Here is a 17,135-nt window from a genome sequence, read left to right on the forward strand (position 1 = left end):
ATCAATAGGCTCCCTTGCCTTTTAAGACTGCCGCCGGCGTCTTGTAGATAACCCAGATGTCAAGCCAAACCGACCAGCTTTGAAGATAATAGGTATCGTAGGAAACGCGTTCGGCATAGTCTTTGTCGGAACGGCCCGAAACCTGCCAAAGGCCCGTGAGGCCGGGCTTAACGGAAAATATGCGGTTGTAATTTTCGCCGTATTTTTCCACCTCCGCCTCTACCACAGGGCGGGGCCCCACAAGGCTCATTTCCCCTTTAAGGACATTGATAAGCTGGGGGAATTCGTCAAGGCTTGTGCGGCGGATCAATTTGCCGATCCCGGTAACCCTGGGATCGTTTTTAAGCTTGCGGGATGCTTCCCATTCATCCCTGAGGGCAGGATCGGAAGCAAGAAATTCTTCAAGCTTTTTGTCCGCGTCCATCGCCATGGAACGGAACTTATAGGCTTTAAAAGTCTTGCCGTTAAGCCCAAGCCGTTTATGTCCGTACAGAACAGGCCCGGGAGAGCTCAATTTAACCAGAAGGGCAATGAAGAGAAAGAACGGAAGCAGCGCAAGCCCTCCGATTATCACGATGGTCAAATCCATGAGCCGCTTGATCGCCAGGTTCCAGGGCATCCTGAGGCGATGGCTCGTGGCAAGCCCCAGTATGCCGTCAAAGTCCCGGACAGACACCCAAATATTGTTAAGGGTGACAAAGTCCGGGATAAGCACATTGTACCTGAAGGCCGAAACCGAATAGTTTATCAGCCTTGCCATTTCTTCCGGCTGAAGGCTGGGCATGGCGACTATTGCCATTTTGATGTTGTACCGGGCTACCAGCTCAGGCCCTAGATGTATATCCCTTATAACGGGGATGCCCCGGTACTCATCGCCGCATTCGGGGTTGTCGTCCAGGATAACCACGGGGATATAGCCGGCCTTCTTGCTTTTGAGCAGCCTGTCCACCATGATTTGGCCGGCAGGCCCGCCGCCAAAGACCACTGCGGGGATGTTGTTGAGCTTAATCTTGCCCAGCAGGGAGTGCATAATATCCCGGCATACCATGAGGATAAATGCCGAAAAGATAAAGCTGATGATGAATGCCACAGAAATGGCGTCGAATTCCTGATCCTCGATATATCGTGATACTATAATGCCCCCATGGGCCATAAGGGACCCTATGGTAAAGCCCCTCAGCTCATCAGCAGGGGCAAGGGAGACGCCGGGGTAGAGGTTCATGATCTGGAATATAAGGATGAATATGGGGAGATAGGGCCAGTAGGTAACGAATGACCTAAAATTGATATAGCTCATGTCATAGAGGTTAACCAGGAAGAACCCAGCGCCGAATGAGACCATGACCCCGAAGAAATCGGCCACTATCAGGGCTGTGGCAGTCAGGGCTGAACTGGTACGGTGGTATCTGGCCCGGTACCAGCCGTCAAACTCGCATAAGGTCACTCCTATATTATGTAGGATGATGAAAGATTATTCAAGCTTCTTCATTATTATTCCCTGGCGTTCATGATAAGCATCTGCAAACGGTTCTCGATGTTGGCAAAGCTTGTGTCAGGATCATAGTCCAGGGGCAGTATCTGAATCCCGGGGAAGTCTTCCTTAAGCCGCTTGACAACCCCCCGTCCTGAAATGTGGTTGGGCAGGCAGCCAAAAGGCTGGAGTATGATGAAGGATCGCACCCCGGCCCTGGCATGATGGATAATTTCCCCCGGTATGAGGTAGCCCTCTCCTGATGTAAAAGTGCGGTGCATGACGGGGTCAGCAAGGTCGGCAAGATCCGGCAGCCGCATGGAGGCCTCGTATAAAGGATGCTGGAAAGCGGTTTTTTCCAGGGTCGTCACAATAAAATTAAACAGGCCGTCCCCGATATGGGCGAACAGTATCCCCTGAAAGGGACGGCTTACATGGAAATCCTTCACCTCCGATTTCATGCGGACATAGTCCCGCCAAAACACGTCGGCCAGCCGGGGCATAATCACTTCCATGTTGTATTTTTCAAGATACGATTCGACTTCAAAATTGGAACCCGGATGAAAGCTAAGCAAAAATTCCCCGGTGATGAGCACCTGGCCCTTGCGGCTGCTGCGGTCATAGGGGATTTCGCAGAACGAGGCGATGCCCTTTTTGTACGCCTTTATGGCGGCGGCTATCCCTTTGCGGGCCAGGCCGTCCATAATGGCATCCATGGCATTGGAAAACACCTGGTCTGTTTCTCCCTGGTTCTTTTCGTAAGGCCGTATCTTGCGGCGGAGATCTTCCAAAATATCCGCCATAATCAGGCCCCAAATTACGCGTATTTCAAAGACAAGCTCCAGCCTGAAACCGGGAAACATATTTTTCGAATCAAGCTTGTCGGTAGTGATAATAGGCACATGGCCGAAACCGGCCTCGTCAAAAGCTTTGCGGGCAAGGCTTGTGTACTGGGCAAGGCGGCAGTCGCACTGGTACTTTCCCATGCCGATAGCCAGCTGGTGCGTATCGTATTTGCCGCTTTCCAGGACCGAAAGGGCTTCGCCAATGTTCATCTGCGCAGGAAAGCAAATGTCGTTATGCACATATTTTTTCCCAAGCTTTATCGCGTCCCGCCCGCCCATGGGCAGAGGTTCCACATTAAAGCCCTGCCGGGCAATGGCGGCGCTTACGATTTGGCAGAACGCCCGGGATACATTGGGTATCAGAATTGTCTTTTTTTTCCAGTCCTGTTTTGTGAATTTTACCGGATAGGGATCTTTAAGGCTGCGGGGCTTCTGGGTTATTCCCTTTGCCCTGCGGGTTTTGACTGTTTCGATAAACGATTTCACCCTGAGCGTGAGAGGGCCCGAGATGCTGCTCTCGTCGAGTTTTAAGATAAGCGGCGTCTTGCCGGAAATTTCGTTCAAAACCCGGATCACTTCGTCGGACAGAATCGCATCGTGGCCGCAGCCAAAGCTGACAATCTGCACATACTCCAGTGCAGGATGCTGGGCCACGGCAATAGCGCCGGAAAGAATTCTGGAGTGAAAATTGTTTACAATTTCGGTACGGGTCAGTTTTAAATCAATCTGGTTGATCCCCGGAAGGGAATCGACGGTGAGAACCGGAATGCCTTGCTGGATAAAGCAGCGGGAAAGGTCGTGGTTCACCAGTTCGTCGTTATGATAGGGGCGGCCTGCGAGGACTACCGCAAAGGCGCCGGGCTTCTTTTCAAGATCCGCAATAACCTGCGCCCCATGGGAACGCAGATCTTCCCGGAATGTTTTAAGCGCCGCAGATCCCTGGTCAATGGCCTCCCGGGTGACATGAGGCGCCAGATTGAAGGTGTTTTGCATAAAATCGCAAATCTGCCGGTTCCGGTCTTTTTCGCTGAACCAATGAAACATGGGGGTATCAAAGATGGTGTTCCATCGCCGTGCGGGATTGTCGGAATATTGAATGACCAGAGGGTAGCCCTTTACCACTGCACATAGGTGATCGCTCAGGGGATCGATATTTTCGGAAGGGTTCCGGATGATCATAGGCATAAAAATACGATCCACATGGGAATCCGCCAAATCCCGGATATGGCCGTGCACCAGTTTTGCAGGAAAGCAGATAGTGTCGGAGGCCACGAATGGAAGGCCCTGTTCAAAAATATGCCGGCTGCTGGGCCGGGAAATTTGAACTTTAAAACCTAACGATTTCCAGAAGGTAGTCCAAAAGGGCATGCTGTCCCAAAATTCAAGGCTCCTGGGCAGACCAATGGTAATGTCCTTCTCCGGATTGACCAGCGCAAAAGGATAATTTTTGAAAAGAAGGGCGTCCCGTTTCTTCATCAAATCCGGTACCCCGTCAAGCTCTTCGGTTAGCTGTTTTACCTTTTCCCGGATTTTGGTATCCTTCAGATCCCCGATGATTTCTCCGCGCTGGCACCTGTTGCCGGTAACATAAGTCGTGCCGCTGGAGAAGCGGAGCAGCGTGCGGCTGCAGTTGTTGCTGCAAAACCTGCATATCGAATTCGATTCCTGGGTATAATTGAAATCTTTCATCGCCCCAAGGCCGATGAAGCGGCTTGAAAAGTCCGGCGTTTCCTCCACATGCTTCTTGGTAAGGAGCGCAATGCCGATGGCGCCTATTTCGCCAGGATAAGGAGATCTGGTAATGGGCTTCCCGGTGTATTGCTCCAATGCCCGGAGCACCGCATCGTTTTTGAAGGTTCCGCCCTGGACTACAATTTTATCTCCAAGGCTTGCAAAGTTTGACACCCTGACTACCTTGGTAAAGACATTGTCAATGATGGACCGGCAGAGGCCCGCCATAAGATCATCGGCCTGTTTTCCGTTGCGCTGTTCCGTGATAATGCAGCTGTTCATAAAGACCGTGCAGCGGCTCCCCAGTTCAGCAGGATCTTTTGCGTCAAAGGCCGCTTCCGCTATCTCCGCAACAGGGATATTGAGGGATTTGGCAAAATTTTCCAGAAACGATCCGCATCCTGCGGAACAAGCCTCGTTGAGGGTTATATCGGTGACAATGTCCCTGGCAATGGTAATGGCCTTCATATCCTGGCCGCCGATATCCAGGATGAAGGTTGCGCCAGGCACATATTTCCGGGCAGCTGCCGCATGGGCTACAGTTTCCACACTGTGATAATCCGCCCGCAATGCCTTGTAAAAAAGCAATTCCCCATAGCCGGTGGTTCCGGCAGCAATGATCTCCAGGGTAATGCCAAGGTCCTGGTATTTTTTGTCAAGCTTGATAAGGGCATCCCGTATAAGGTGCAGCGGATCGCCTGAATTGTTGGAATAGAACGTGTCGATCACATTTTCGTTTTCATCAAGGAGCACGAATTTGGTGGTAGTTGAGCCTGAATCAATGCCAAGATACACCCGCAGTGCCTGTCCCCGCTGCAAGCCTGCCGCCGTAGGGACAGGAACTTCAAAGGGCTTATGCCTCTCATAGAAAGCTTTTTTTTCTTCTTCCGAATCAAACCACGCTTTTTGGGGCCTTTGGGTTTCGACCGACAGATGATCCCTATACGAGGCAAGAGCCGTCAAGCCCGCTTTTGCGTCGAATTCCTCCTGGCGATCCGCGAACAAATCCCCCAGCGAAAGCGCCGCCCCGCAGGCAACCAGGGTCTCAGGCGACTTGGGCCATATAATGTCATCTTCATTTAAATTGAGCCGTTCCGAGAAAACCCGGATAAGGCTTGGGTTAAAGGTGAGGGGGCCTCCCTCGAAAGTGATGGGCGGCTTGAGTTCAAGGCCCTGGGCAAGGCCGCCTATGGTCTGCTTGGCAATCGCATGGAAGGTTGAAAGGCAGATGTCCTCTTTCCGGGCACCCTGGTTCAGCAAGGGCTGGATATCGGTCTTGGCAAATACACCGCAGCGGCCCGAAATATCGTATACAAAAGTGCCTTTTGCGGCATAAGCTTCAAACTGCTCTACAGGAATTTTAAGCAGCGACGCCACTTCGTCGATGAACGCGCCGGTGCCTCCGGCGCAGCTCCCGTTCATCCGCATGTCAGAAGCGTTAAGCTTGTTTGTCGCCTTGTCGTAATAGAAAAAGACGATTTTTGCGTCCTGGCCGCCTAGTTCAATGGCAATCCGCGTTTTTGGATACAGCCTTTTTATGGCAATGGAATTGGCAACAACTTCCTGGACATAGGGGACTTGCAGAAGGCCGGCAATGCTTTTGCCTCCTGAACCGCATACTGCAGCGCGGAAACGGGTATCAGGAAATTGTATCGATATTTCGGACAGCAGATCATGGACTGTTTCTATCTGCCGGGCATTATGCCGGGTATAGCGTGAAAAGATGGATGTATTTGTTTGTGGGTCCACGATGACGGCTTTTGCTGTGGTGGAGCCCACATCAATGCCTATCCACAGGCAAGAAGAAACTTGACTCATTTACTAATAAATTATACAGGATTCATCTATTTTTTTCAAGCATCTGTACCTCTTTCGGGGAATTCGGTATACTCAAAGGGTTATGAAAGCTGACAAGCGGGTCGTTTTTGCAATCGTGCTTTGGGGCCTCACAGCCGGGGCCGCGAGCCTGTTTTCGCTCCCTTTTACCCTGATTTCCGCCGGAAACCCCCTGCTGGACGATATACGCTTCCTTGTCAGGGAGTCGGGCAATAGTTTTCGTTCCCTGACGCCTCCCTTGTCCCGGGACGAGGTTCTGCAAATTTTGGATGAAGTTGACGGGCCCTCCCTGTCGGGCAGTGCGCGGGAAGCCTATGACCGGGTATCCGCTGCCTTGAACCCTTCCCTGCTGTTTTCGGAGGGCCTCTTTGGCCTGTCTTTCCATGCCTCATTTGCCCCAGAAATCCATGCAAGGACCAATACGGCTATTCCCTATACCCGAAAGGATACAGAAAGCCCCATGGCCATTTCGTTCCCGGTAACCCTGTTCTTTGCCGACACCCTTCAGCTTAATTTTACCCCCATGCTTTCCGCCGACCCCAGCTATTACGCGGAAGACGGCGCCCATTGGGGGACAAACATTCCCTATGAGCCGGCGCGGTTTGACCTGAATATGCCGCTGCGGGCTTTTGTCGCGGCAGGGGGGGCATGGTGGAATGTGCAGCTTGGCCGGGACAAGGTGTCCTACGGGGCGGCCCATACAGGGAATCTCGCCCTTTCCGCGTCCCCCGATTACTATGACTTTGCCCGGTTTTCCTTCTTCGCGCCCAATTTTAAGTATTCTGCATTTATCAGCCAGCTTCCCCTGAATATTAAGGATCTCCTCGCCGATGGTGTGGCGCCTCCTCCCGACAGCCTTGGAAGCACCACCAAACGGTATATGTACCTCCACCGCGTCGATGCCCGGTTCTTCCACCGCATTTCCCTTGGGGCCAGCGAAGGCATTATGGTGGGGAATTCTGCGCCGGAAATTCGCTTCCTCAACCCCTTTGCCATTTTTCATTCGTTTTTTGCCTGGCTGGATTATGACAAATGGGGCGACGGCGACATGGTAGGCTCCCTTTTTTCCTTGGACCTTGATGTGGCGATTATCCCGTCCTTGGCTTTTTATGGGCAGTTTGTGATGAATGAGTATTCGACCCCCTATGAACGGAAAAATTGGCCGGATCAGGCGCCGAATGGCCTCGGATATTTGGCAGGCCTCGAATATACCCATGGGTTCAAAAACTGGAACGGCATTTTTTACGGCGAATTTGTGTATACGGATCCTTTCCTTTACACACTTTCAAGCCCCTTTGGGAGCTTTATCTCCATGCGCCGCCTCTCGGATGTGGGGGCAAAGAGCCTGCGTTATTCCTGGATTGGCCACCCCGAAGGCCGGGATACCATGCTTTTTGCGCTGGGCGCGGGTTTTTCAAAAAAAGATTTGGCCCTTTCTGTCGATGTTTCCTTCGTCAATAAGGGAGAGCATACCCTGCAATGGGATTGGGATATGTCCCATGAATCCCGGAATGCGAGCACTCCCAGCGGGATTGCGGAACACCGGTTGACCGCCGGCCTGGCAGCGGAGTGGCAGCCCTTTGCCTTCCTTGCTTTATCAGGGTATATCGGGGGCGCTATGTCCATCAATGCGAACCATGAGTCCGGAACGAATGAATACGGTATGGAGTTCGGTTTTTCCGCCGCTTTTACTTATTAGCGGATTGAATTGAAATTTTTCTTGCCAGCTTGATGATAGTTGCCAGGCAGCCGCCCAGATAAAACAGCAAATTGAAGGCAACAATAAAAATCATGCCTCCGGTAAAATGGCAGACAATCAGGGCCGGCATCAAGAACCCGGTAATGCCCACATTTTCCGCCAGTTTCCGTTCAAACGATACTGAGCCATGGGCTTCCTCGCCTACGATGTTCTTATATATCTGGTAGGCAACACGGGTAAGCAGATTGGCCGAAGCTGTAACGGCGGCAATAACCAGAACCAGCCAACAGCCCCCCCGCAGATAAACGTAAATGCCGGTGGAAATGAAAACGCAGGTGTAAGCCACAAAGCCCATAACCGCGTCTGCCCAGCCGCCCCAGGGGCTTGCGGTATGGGTAACCCGGGCAATATTGCCGTCCACGCAATCCAGGACAGAGAAACAATTAAACAGTATCGCCCCCCAAAGGGGAAGCCAAAATCCGTTCATTGAAAAAAGAACGCCTCCGGCAATGCTGAAAAGGGATGATATATAGGAAACCCCATTGGCCCCAAAATGGAGCCGCAAGGCTGCCCATGCAACCGGGATGGAAAGAGGCCGCAAAACGAATCTGGTCCATAAACCATCAGCCCGGTTTTTTTCCGGCGGCAGGGAAGCGGATATATCATGCAATGTAAAAGCCATTAATTTCCCCTTAATTGACATAGAAACGGTTTCTTTTTTATGATATTATTAATTATGACTATTGTCCATGTTCTTGAACCATTTGCTACGGGAATTACCACAGCAGTATTAAGCATAACCCGGCAGCTGGCGGGATTGCAGCATATTGTGGTTCATGGTTCCAGAACAGGATCGGATACAGAGGAAAACATAAAAAAGAAATTCCCCCAGGCAGTGCGTTTTATACCCTGGCCCTCGGCCGGGAGGGAAATCAATCCGTTAAAGGATATCCGCGCGTTAAAGGAGCTTTTAAAAATAATAAAGCCCTATAAAAATTCCGATGCCGTGATCCATCTCCATTCGTCCAAGGCCGGGTTCCTGGGCAGAATAGCATGCCGGCTCCTGGGCATAAAAAAGGTCATTTATACGCCCCATGGGGCTTCTTTTATACGAACCGATATCAGCGGATTAAAAAAGGCATTGTTCCGTTCCCTTGAACGAATCGGGGGCTGGTTTGGTGGTATCGTGGTAGGATGCGGGAAATCAGAAGCCGGGTTGTACAGCAGCGCGTTGTGGGTATCAAACGGCGTTGAAATTACCCCTGCGGCGAAGGATGTCGATCCGCATTTGGTAAGCTTTGCCGGCATAGCCAGCGTTCAAAAAGATCCCGCCCTTTTTAACCGCATCGCCGAAATGGCAAAGGGGGAAACATCCTTTTGCTGGATAGGGGATGGTCCTTTGCGGGGCAGCCTTAAATCGAAAAATATAACAGTTACCGGATGGACCGATAAAAAGACTGTGGATGGTTATTTGGCAAAGACCCTGGTTTACCTGTCCGCGTCAGCCTGGGAAGGGCTTCCCTTCGGCGTATTGGAAGCAATGAATGCTTCCTGTGCATTGTTGCTGCGGAATGTGTACGGGAACCGGGATCTTGTTTTATCCGGCAAGAACGGCTATTTGTTCAATGACGAGGGCGAAGCGGCATTGCTGCTTGCCAAAATGCTTAAAAACAAAACAGAAACCATTACTATGGGCCTGGAAAGCCGGGCCATGGCACAATCCCTGTATTCGGAAGAAAAAATGGGCCTGGAGTACGGTAAAATATATGCCGCTATCTGATCTGCTTTATACTTTTTTTATCTGGCCCATACGGATAATAATCGAATTCCTTTTTGTCCTTTTTAACCGGACTTTTTATGATGCCGGGCTGGCAGTTGTTTTTTTAAGCCTTGCTGTAAACACCATACTGCTTCCGATTTATGCTGTTGCCGACAAGTGGCAGCAGGAAGAACGGAATCTGCAAAAAGGGATGAAAAAAAAGCTGACCGACATAAAGGCTGTCTTTAAGGGCGATGAACGGCAAATGATCATCAATGCCTACTACCGGCAGATGGGATATTCCCCATTGTCCGCATTGAAATCCAGCATAGGATTGCTTCTGCAAATACCGTTTTTTATCGCGGCCTATCAATTGCTATCCCATACCCCGTCCCTGGCAGGGGAATCTTTTTGGGTTTTGAAAAACCTTGGCAATCCCGACGGCTTTATCCATGCGGGGAATAGGGCGATCAATATCATGCCTTTCATTATGACTGCGGTGAATATCGCTTCCGCTTTTATATACACCAAAGATTTGGGCAGACGCGAAAAAATACAGCTCTTCGGAATTTCCCTTGTTTTTTTGGTATTATTATATAATTCCCCATCAGGATTGGTGCTTTACTGGACCTGCAACAATATATTTTCCCTGGGCAAAAATATAGCCGCCTCAAAATTAAAGCACCCCGGTAGAATGCTCCAGATAGTAACTTCCGCCTTTGCGATTATCCTAATAATCGGCGCGCTTTCCGGTATTTTTGACATTGACCGCTACAGGTTTTTATTTGCCGGAATTGGTTTTGCCCTGTTCCTTGCGCCTTTTGCCTGGAAGCTGTTGACGCGGTACGCGGTCACCCTGAAATCCCCGTTTACGGAATGGCGGCTTTTATACTTTTCTTCCATAGCTTTGCTTTGTTTGATTCTTGGCGCCCTTATCCCCGGGCAGGTCATTGCGGGATCGGTTTCCGATTTCTCCGCGCCCTGGCAATTCTTGCTGCGAACCTTTATTCAATCCATTGCATTTACTGTTTTGATCCCTTTACTTGTATGGGCTTTCGCCAATAGGGATGTCAGGAAAATCCTTGCCATTGGTTTTGGGATAATTGCCTTTTTGGCCCTTGTATGCCTGTTCGCCTTAAGCTCTTCCTATGGCGTCATGACCAATAGCTTCAAAATAGAAGATACCCAATTGATCGTCAAGGCGTTTCCATTCTGGGTTAACCTTGCTGCGGCCGCTGTATCGATTATAATTCCCGCTGTTTTCGTGTTGATTAAAAAACAGAAAATCCTTGCTTCCCTGTATAATGCAACCGCTCTGGCAATTCTCGTTATGGCAATTATTAATATGGCAGGCATCAATAGGGAAATCAGGGAGCTTGAAAAAATCAGGAATTCCGCCCCGGTAGCAAACGAATCTGTCTCTGTGTTTCCTTTTACAAGCAAAGGGACAAATACTTTTGTAATGTTTCTTGACAGGGCTCTTGGCATAGCCATGCATACCGCCCTGGAGCAGATGCCCGAATTAAATGCAAAATTGGACGGCTTTACCTGGTATCCAAACACCCTTTCTTTTGGGCATTGCACTATTACCGGCCTTCCGGCATTGATGGGGGGATACGATTATACCCCGGAAAAAATCGATCTGCGAAAAGATGAATTGCTAAAAGATAAGATAAACGAGTCTCTCACTGTATTGCCAAAATTATTCGGGGAAGCAGGGTACAGGGTTTCGGTTTCCGACCCTACCATGACTAATATGCAGCTTATTTCTGATATTTCAGTTTTTAAAGGCATGAAAAATGTCACAGCCCAAAACCTTGACGGGCGTTTTAGCAAGCGCTTCATGGAAGAATTCCCCCATGAGGCTGAGCAGCTTATCGATAGTTTTGATTTTGATATATTATTCCGCTATGGGCTTTTCAGGGTTGCATTGCCGGCACTTCGTTACGGCATCCATTATAAAGGAATCTGGTGGCGCGACGGTGCGTCCAATGCGTATGGCCGGGGGGTAACTGAATACGCAAGCCTTTATTATTTATCCGATTTTTGTGCCGTCGATGAAGGGCCTGATACGCTGAATATTTTTACCAATGAGACAACCCATGAACCAGGGGCGTATGATTCAAGCCTTTTGCCTGTGCCCGGCTTAATCCATTATGACGAAGTAGAAATCGCTGCATTTGGTTCCGAGGACAATGCAAGCTATATGTATACATTTATGTCGGCTATGAAAGCCGTAACCCGCTGGATTGATAGCCTTAAAGAAATGGCGGTATACGATAATTCACGGATTATCATTGTTTCCGATCACGGCAACGGCTTTGACACTGACCTCTTTGAAGGAAGCGGTATGGAAGCCTATAATCCGCTGCTATTGGTAAAGCAGCCTGGCGCAAGGGGAAGCCTGTCCATATCGCACGAATTTATGACAAACGCCGATGTCCCATCCCTGGCGACAGCGGATTTTAAAGGTGCAATCAACCCTTACCTGGGTACACCCATAAATATGGCTTCAAAAAGCGGAACTTTGACTGTGGCGCAGGCAGTATCTTCCCAGCCCCGCCGTCATGGCCCGTACCAGTTCAGCCTTGCAAGAACACGGAAGCTTCTGGAAAAGGATATTTTCAGCGCCCTGTCATGGGCCGATTGGCAGGGGAACAAATAATGAAATTGATTTATATTGCGTTTTTTCTGATATTCTTTGCATCCCCTGTTTTTGCCTATATCGATCCTGGTACCGGAAGCATGCTTTTTTCATTATTAACCGGTGTGGCAGTCACGGCCTTTTTCTTTTTCAAGAATGTGCTTATCAAAATAAAAGACGGCACATTATTTGAAAGGTTCCTGGGCAAAGGAAAGACCATCGGCTCCGATAAACACCATTCCCTGGTTATCTATTCGGAGGGGAAGCAATATTGGAATGTATTTAGGCCGATACTCGAAGAATTGGTAAAACGCAAAATCCCCTGCGCTTATTGCACCAGCGGCGAAGACGATCCGGGCCTTTTGTTTTCCGGGCCGGCGGATATGCCGGGCCTGATTAAAAAGGAATTTATCGGTAAGGGGAATACCGCATACCGCTTTCTGAATTTTCTGGAAGCGGATATCTGCCTTATGACAACACCGGGCCTTGATGTATTGCAGATTAAGAGATCGCCTGGGGTAAAGAAGTATATTCACGTCCTCCATATGGTAACAGATCCGACAACCTATCGCCTTTTTGGCCTGGATTATTACGATCAGATTTTGTTGACCGGCGAGTATCAAAAGAAGGATATACGGGAACTGGAAGAAAAAAGAGGAACAAAACAAAAAGAATTGACAGTTGTAGGCTGCACTTACCTTGATGTCATGTCGGAACGCCTTGCTGATTTGCCCCCAAAAGACGCTGCAAAAACAGTGCTGGTAGCGCCATCCTGGGGCGAAAACGGAATTTTGAAACGCTATGGCTTAAAGCTCCTTGAGCCTCTGGCGCTTTCTTCATATAAAATAATCATTCGCCCCCATCCGCAGAGCGTTATTTCAGAAAAGGAAACCCTTGAAAAAATCCAAAAGGATCTTGCCCGCTTTGAAAACATTGAATGGAATTTTGATGCCGAAAACATTAAGGCCCTGTCCAGGGCGGATATCCTTATTTCTGATTTTTCCGGTGTTATTTTTGACTATGCTTTTTTGTTCAACCGGCCTGTAGTGTACCCCAGGTTTGAATTTGACAAAAGGCCGTACGATTTGTCGGACATTGACGACGAAGCCTGGACTTTTCGGGCCATACGGGAAATCGGCTTGCCGGTGGATGAGACGCAATTTAAGGACATTGAGGGGATTTTGGATAGGGTTATGGGGGAGAAAAAGAGGGGGGAATCAACCAAAAGGTTAAAAGATGAGGCCTGGATGTATCCAGGGGAAGCAGGAATGCGCATCGTGGATGCGCTGGGTATCCACGATGTTTAAGAGACTTATAAGATTAGATTACCACCGCCAGGCGCCGCCCATGCTCCAGTAGTGGCTGATACCGTTATTGTTCTTTACCGGTCCATATTCGCCGCCGCGGTTCCATCCGTATTCAAAAACATAATCAATATTAAAAGACAATACCCCGACTTTAATGGCAACAGATGGCAATGTCCATTTAATGCCCAAGCCGCCTGCAAGGCGGGTATCGATAGTGTCCTGGGTTAAGAAATGGACTTTGCTGTAGTTGTTGCCTTCTATTGTGTCGCCATCATCAAAGATATCGCCGTTATGGTATTCATCTCTATCATCCGGGCTAATGCTATTAGGGTCTCCATCATAATAAGATCCGGGGGGCAGCGGTTCTGACGCATTTCCGTGCCTGGTAAAATATGCGGACATGTTGATATCAAAATCAGGATGGGTCCGCCATACTGCCTTTAGTGCGAGTCTGTCTGAATTCGGCAGCAAATCAGTCCCAAGGTTCCTTCCCATGTGGGAATAATTGAGGTAATTTGGTTTGTCTGAATAACGATATTCATCCGGATGGTTCCAATGGGTGTACATATAAGGAAAGACCATGGTGTAGTTCCCTGTTAGGGATGCAAGAGGGCCCTCTTCAGGCGCCCAGGTAAGTCCGAATTCCCCTGCAAATTTAAGTTTAGTGTTGAACTTAAAGCGCATTAAATCATTCAGGTGCATATCGTCAATATAGACTTGGGTCAGGAATTGCAAGTTATGGGGGGCGTACCAGCGGACATGGAAACCCATAAAAGAATTATCCTCAAAATCGCCGGTCAAGGACTGTGCGCCGAACAAATTGGTAAAGGGGACAATATACAGGAATTCAAAGCGGCCGCCCCATACCACAGATTCAAGATACCCGAATTCCAAATTCGGCAAGGGGTTGAAATTAAAAGAATGGAAGATCAGGAATTTTTGGGGGAACAATTTTTCATTTAAATCATCAGAAGCGGTAATTGCCAGCATGAGCATTTCGAAGGAAAATTTGGGATGCCGGTAATTAAGGCTAAAGTGCCCGGCCCGTGCTGCCTGAGGGCCTACCACAGTCCCGTTGTCATAAAAAGGCCCTACGCTGGTGCGGTTAAGCCCTGCCTGAAAAAAGAAATTATGCGTTCCAATGCCGAGGGTTGACGTCCAATCCTGAAACAGATTAAAAGGTCCGATATTCGCAGTATCGGAAACAAGGTCAGGAAAGGGCGAATAAGTACCCGGGACAGTATATTCAGTGCCTGGCTTTTTTGTAGCGCCATAAATAAACATGGAATAGCTTGCCCCTATCCAATCCCGCAAGCGTATACTGCCATCAGCAAAGAAAGCGCCTTCTGCTGTGAGGTCATCATTCAAGCTTACAATATTGCCTTTGACTCCGGCGTGGATCATGCGGTTGCCTGGGGCTATATTGTTTTTGTAGATAGCAGCTTTATCGCGGGCCTCCTGGTTGCCGTTTTCAATCACCTGGCTAAGAAGATCGTCCAGAACCTGGGCAGGGTAGGGCCGTATAAGGGGCAATGCAGATATTATATACCGGCGAACCGCCCATCGATCTATATCTTTATAAATTGGATCGTTTGGATCATGGATAAACTGGGCGCCAAGAGCGCTTAAAAAAAGAAAAGCCAGCAGTGCTGCAATAATAAGTCTCTTCATATAAAACTCCTGCTATAATATATCGTGAAAAATGGAAATGAATCTATCGTCCAGGCCCGCAAGCTGTGAACGATACTGTTCCCAGGCATTTTCGGCAATACGCTTCCTTTCCTGATCATTTGACAAATAGGCTTCTGCCTTTTCTATTAAATCGGTTCCATCCCAATTCGTTGGGATATAGGTTTCGTAGGGGATATAGACATCGGGCCAGGTTTTCAAATGGGACATATCCGGCTTTAACAGCAAGCTGCCTGAGATAATGGCTTCAAAATCACGGAAGCAGACTTCACCCCAGCCAAAAGGGGACAAGGTCATTTTGGATTTTTTTAATTCCTGATAATACTGGTTTTGCGGCACAATCCCGGTTAAAAAAAGCTTGTTCGTTGCGCTTTTTTCAATATACAACCGCCGTTGATAGGCAATGGATTCGCATGATACAGGATCAATTCTGGCATGGACCGCAATAGGCCTGGCCGGATCAGAGAAATCCGAAGGCCGTTTTTTCAATTTAGTTTTAAAAAACTGCCTTAAGCCAGGGAAGCCCGACCGCGCCAGAACCACGCCCGCGCGCTGGGGCCAGTTTTTGCGGGGATAATTTCCCACGCCGATATTCCAGGAGAGTTCTATGCGTTTTATGTCCCCTATGCTTACGACAGGTTTGTACCGGTATTCAGTATCTTTGTCGCTTATATTGAATTTCTTGTGATAATAGTCCGCAAAAAGGTTTTTCGCATAAAGATCCTTTGTGTAATTGCCAGGATCAGAAAAAACCGATTTATAAAAGAGCCTGTCTACATAAGGCAATAAATCCAAACGGTTTGTGCCGGCCTCGGGCTGGCCATTTAAAAACACAATGGTCTTATATTTGTCGCGCAATTTTTTAATGAGGCTTAATTCGTCGGAAGCCAAATCCCTGGGTTCTCTATGCTGAAAGCAGCGTTCCATAAAGAGGACAGAATTTTTGTCTTTAGTCAGGCAATACTCCGGTGATTGGGTAAAATGGAATAGCTTTCGGAATTTTTTGCTAAAGAAAGGCTCCATTGTATGGAAAAGGGAAATTCGTTCGTAAGAAACCAGGACGGTGATCATTTTTTTAGGAGTTTCCTTGCTATAGTAAGGATATTTGTCAAAAGTCCGGAAAGGGGAGGGTTAAAGTAGAAATTTAACCTGATTTTTTCAAAAAAATATATAAAATTTCCGAATTTTCCGCAAAAATGCACAATTAAGGGGAATACCTGACACTCATTTTTAATAAAGAATGCAAATCCTTTTATTACATTTATATGTATTTTTTTTGCTCCGATTAGGCTTCTTGAAAAACGACCATGATCATCAATTGGCTTTATATCCTGTTTTGCCAGTGCAATAGCCAAGAAAGGCTCATCGGGGAGCATTTGTTTTCTAAAAAAATCAATGTTTAAATTTTTTTCTTTTTGATTTATCAAATATTCATATGCTACATCAAAAATTGTTTCCACTTCTTCACTTTTTTTAAAGAGAAACATACCACTGTTGAATTTAGGAATCCATGAAAGTGACATTTGCATCATTGCTTTTTCTATATCGAAATACCATACCCCATTCTTTATAAGTTCCCCAGTATATGCATAACAAGAATTTTCCAGGGCTTCCCAGTAGGTATCAATTTCGTTTATTACTAAAGAATCAGCATCAAGATATAACGTTTTGTCAAAGGGGGTATAAATATGTAATCGGGTTTTTACAATAAACGGATTACTATATTCCTGGTTATACGGAATTATAAAATCAAAATAGCCGGAAAGAAGATCAGGGGTGTCAGTAATTACCGCTCGGATAGTGTGAGGTGTATGCAGCATACATGAATAGGCTAGATATTTTGCTTGATTTATGAATTTTTTTCCAATAGCAATTGTAATTATACCTTTAGTTTTAGACATGGCCTTACCTATTTTGATGATAATTTCGTTATCGGTTTTCCACTTGATACGTTTTTGATATTGAAAGGTGAACCGGGATTTACCGGGGTACCGTCCTTTGCAGCGGTTAGATAGTCCTTGATGTCTCTCATTCCAACCAATGCAATAGATACTGTGAATTTGCCAATATCCCGCTCGGCAAAACCGCTTCGTAATCTCCCGTGCCCAACTTTGAAGGAAGGTAGTTTTTCCTGTTTATCGGAGAGCATAAAGC

General features: G+C 47.9%; 11 protein-coding genes. 4 read left to right on the plus strand and 7 right to left on the minus strand.

What is annotated here, in order from left to right:
• Window position 1: 1 nt before the first annotated feature.
• Window positions 2-1,444, minus strand: a complete 1,443-nt coding sequence (gene wbaP / locus TREAZ_RS07715; RefSeq protein WP_015711268.1) for an undecaprenyl-phosphate galactose phosphotransferase WbaP — start codon at window positions 1,442-1,444, stop codon at window positions 2-4.
• A gap of 47 nt (window positions 1,445-1,491) precedes the next feature.
• Window positions 1,492-5,865, minus strand: coding sequence for an acyl-CoA dehydratase activase (locus TREAZ_RS07720; protein ID WP_043922988.1), 4,374 nt, complete (start codon window positions 5,863-5,865; stop codon window positions 1,492-1,494).
• Window positions 5,866-5,947: 82 nt separating this feature from the next.
• Here TREAZ_RS07720 and TREAZ_RS07725 point away from each other — a divergent pair, with 82 nt between their 5' ends.
• Window positions 5,948-7,582, plus strand: coding sequence for a hypothetical protein (locus tag TREAZ_RS07725; RefSeq protein ID WP_015711270.1), 1,635 nt, complete (start codon window positions 5,948-5,950; stop codon window positions 7,580-7,582).
• Here TREAZ_RS07725 and TREAZ_RS07730 read toward each other — a convergent pair.
• Complete coding sequence (locus TREAZ_RS07730) at window positions 7,572-8,264, minus strand: CDP-alcohol phosphatidyltransferase family protein (protein WP_015711271.1); 693 nt, start codon at window positions 8,262-8,264, stop codon at window positions 7,572-7,574. The genes TREAZ_RS07725 and TREAZ_RS07730 overlap by 11 nt on opposite strands.
• Window positions 8,265-8,318: 54 nt before the next feature.
• Between TREAZ_RS07730 and TREAZ_RS07735 the strand changes: the two genes are divergently transcribed.
• From TREAZ_RS07735 to TREAZ_RS07745, 3 genes are read left to right on the plus strand one after another with little or no spacing between them, the layout of a single operon-like run.
• The gene (locus tag TREAZ_RS07735; RefSeq protein ID WP_015711272.1) at window positions 8,319-9,362 is read left to right on the plus strand and encodes a glycosyltransferase; all 1,044 of its coding nucleotides are present in this window, start codon (window positions 8,319-8,321) and stop codon (window positions 9,360-9,362) included.
• Window positions 9,349-12,006, plus strand: coding sequence for a membrane protein insertase YidC (locus TREAZ_RS07740; protein ID WP_015711273.1), 2,658 nt, complete (start codon window positions 9,349-9,351; stop codon window positions 12,004-12,006). Before TREAZ_RS07735 ends, TREAZ_RS07740 begins: the two co-directional genes overlap by 14 nt.
• Window positions 12,006-13,292: a CDP-glycerol glycerophosphotransferase family protein gene (locus TREAZ_RS07745; RefSeq protein ID WP_015711274.1), complete on the plus strand. Its 1,287-nt coding sequence runs from the start codon at window positions 12,006-12,008 to the stop codon at window positions 13,290-13,292. Before TREAZ_RS07740 ends, TREAZ_RS07745 begins: the two co-directional genes overlap by 1 nt.
• 18 nt (window positions 13,293-13,310) lie before the next feature.
• Here the strand turns inward: TREAZ_RS07745 and TREAZ_RS07750 are convergent, their stop codons facing one another.
• From TREAZ_RS07750 to TREAZ_RS07765, 4 genes are read right to left on the minus strand one after another with little or no spacing between them, the layout of a single operon-like run.
• The gene (locus TREAZ_RS07750) at window positions 13,311-14,963 is read right to left on the minus strand and encodes a hypothetical protein (protein WP_015711275.1); all 1,653 of its coding nucleotides are present in this window, start codon (window positions 14,961-14,963) and stop codon (window positions 13,311-13,313) included.
• Window positions 14,964-14,975: 12 nt separating this feature from the next.
• A complete protein-coding gene (locus TREAZ_RS07755; protein ID WP_015711276.1) occupies window positions 14,976-16,052 on the minus strand; it encodes a glycosyltransferase in 1,077 nt (358 codons plus the stop codon).
• A complete protein-coding gene (locus TREAZ_RS07760) occupies window positions 16,049-16,882 on the minus strand; it encodes a glycosyltransferase family protein (protein WP_015711277.1) in 834 nt (277 codons plus the stop codon). Before TREAZ_RS07760 ends, TREAZ_RS07755 begins: the two co-directional genes overlap by 4 nt.
• Window positions 16,883-16,890: 8 nt before the next feature.
• On the minus strand, window positions 16,891-17,130 hold the full coding sequence (locus TREAZ_RS07765) for a hypothetical protein (RefSeq protein WP_015711278.1): 240 nt from the start codon (window positions 17,128-17,130) through the stop codon (window positions 16,891-16,893).
• Window positions 17,131-17,135 lie beyond the last annotated feature (5 nt).

This window comes from Leadbettera azotonutricia ZAS-9 (assembly GCF_000214355.1).
Taxonomy (GTDB): domain Bacteria; phylum Spirochaetota; class Spirochaetia; order Treponematales; family Breznakiellaceae; genus Leadbettera; species Leadbettera azotonutricia.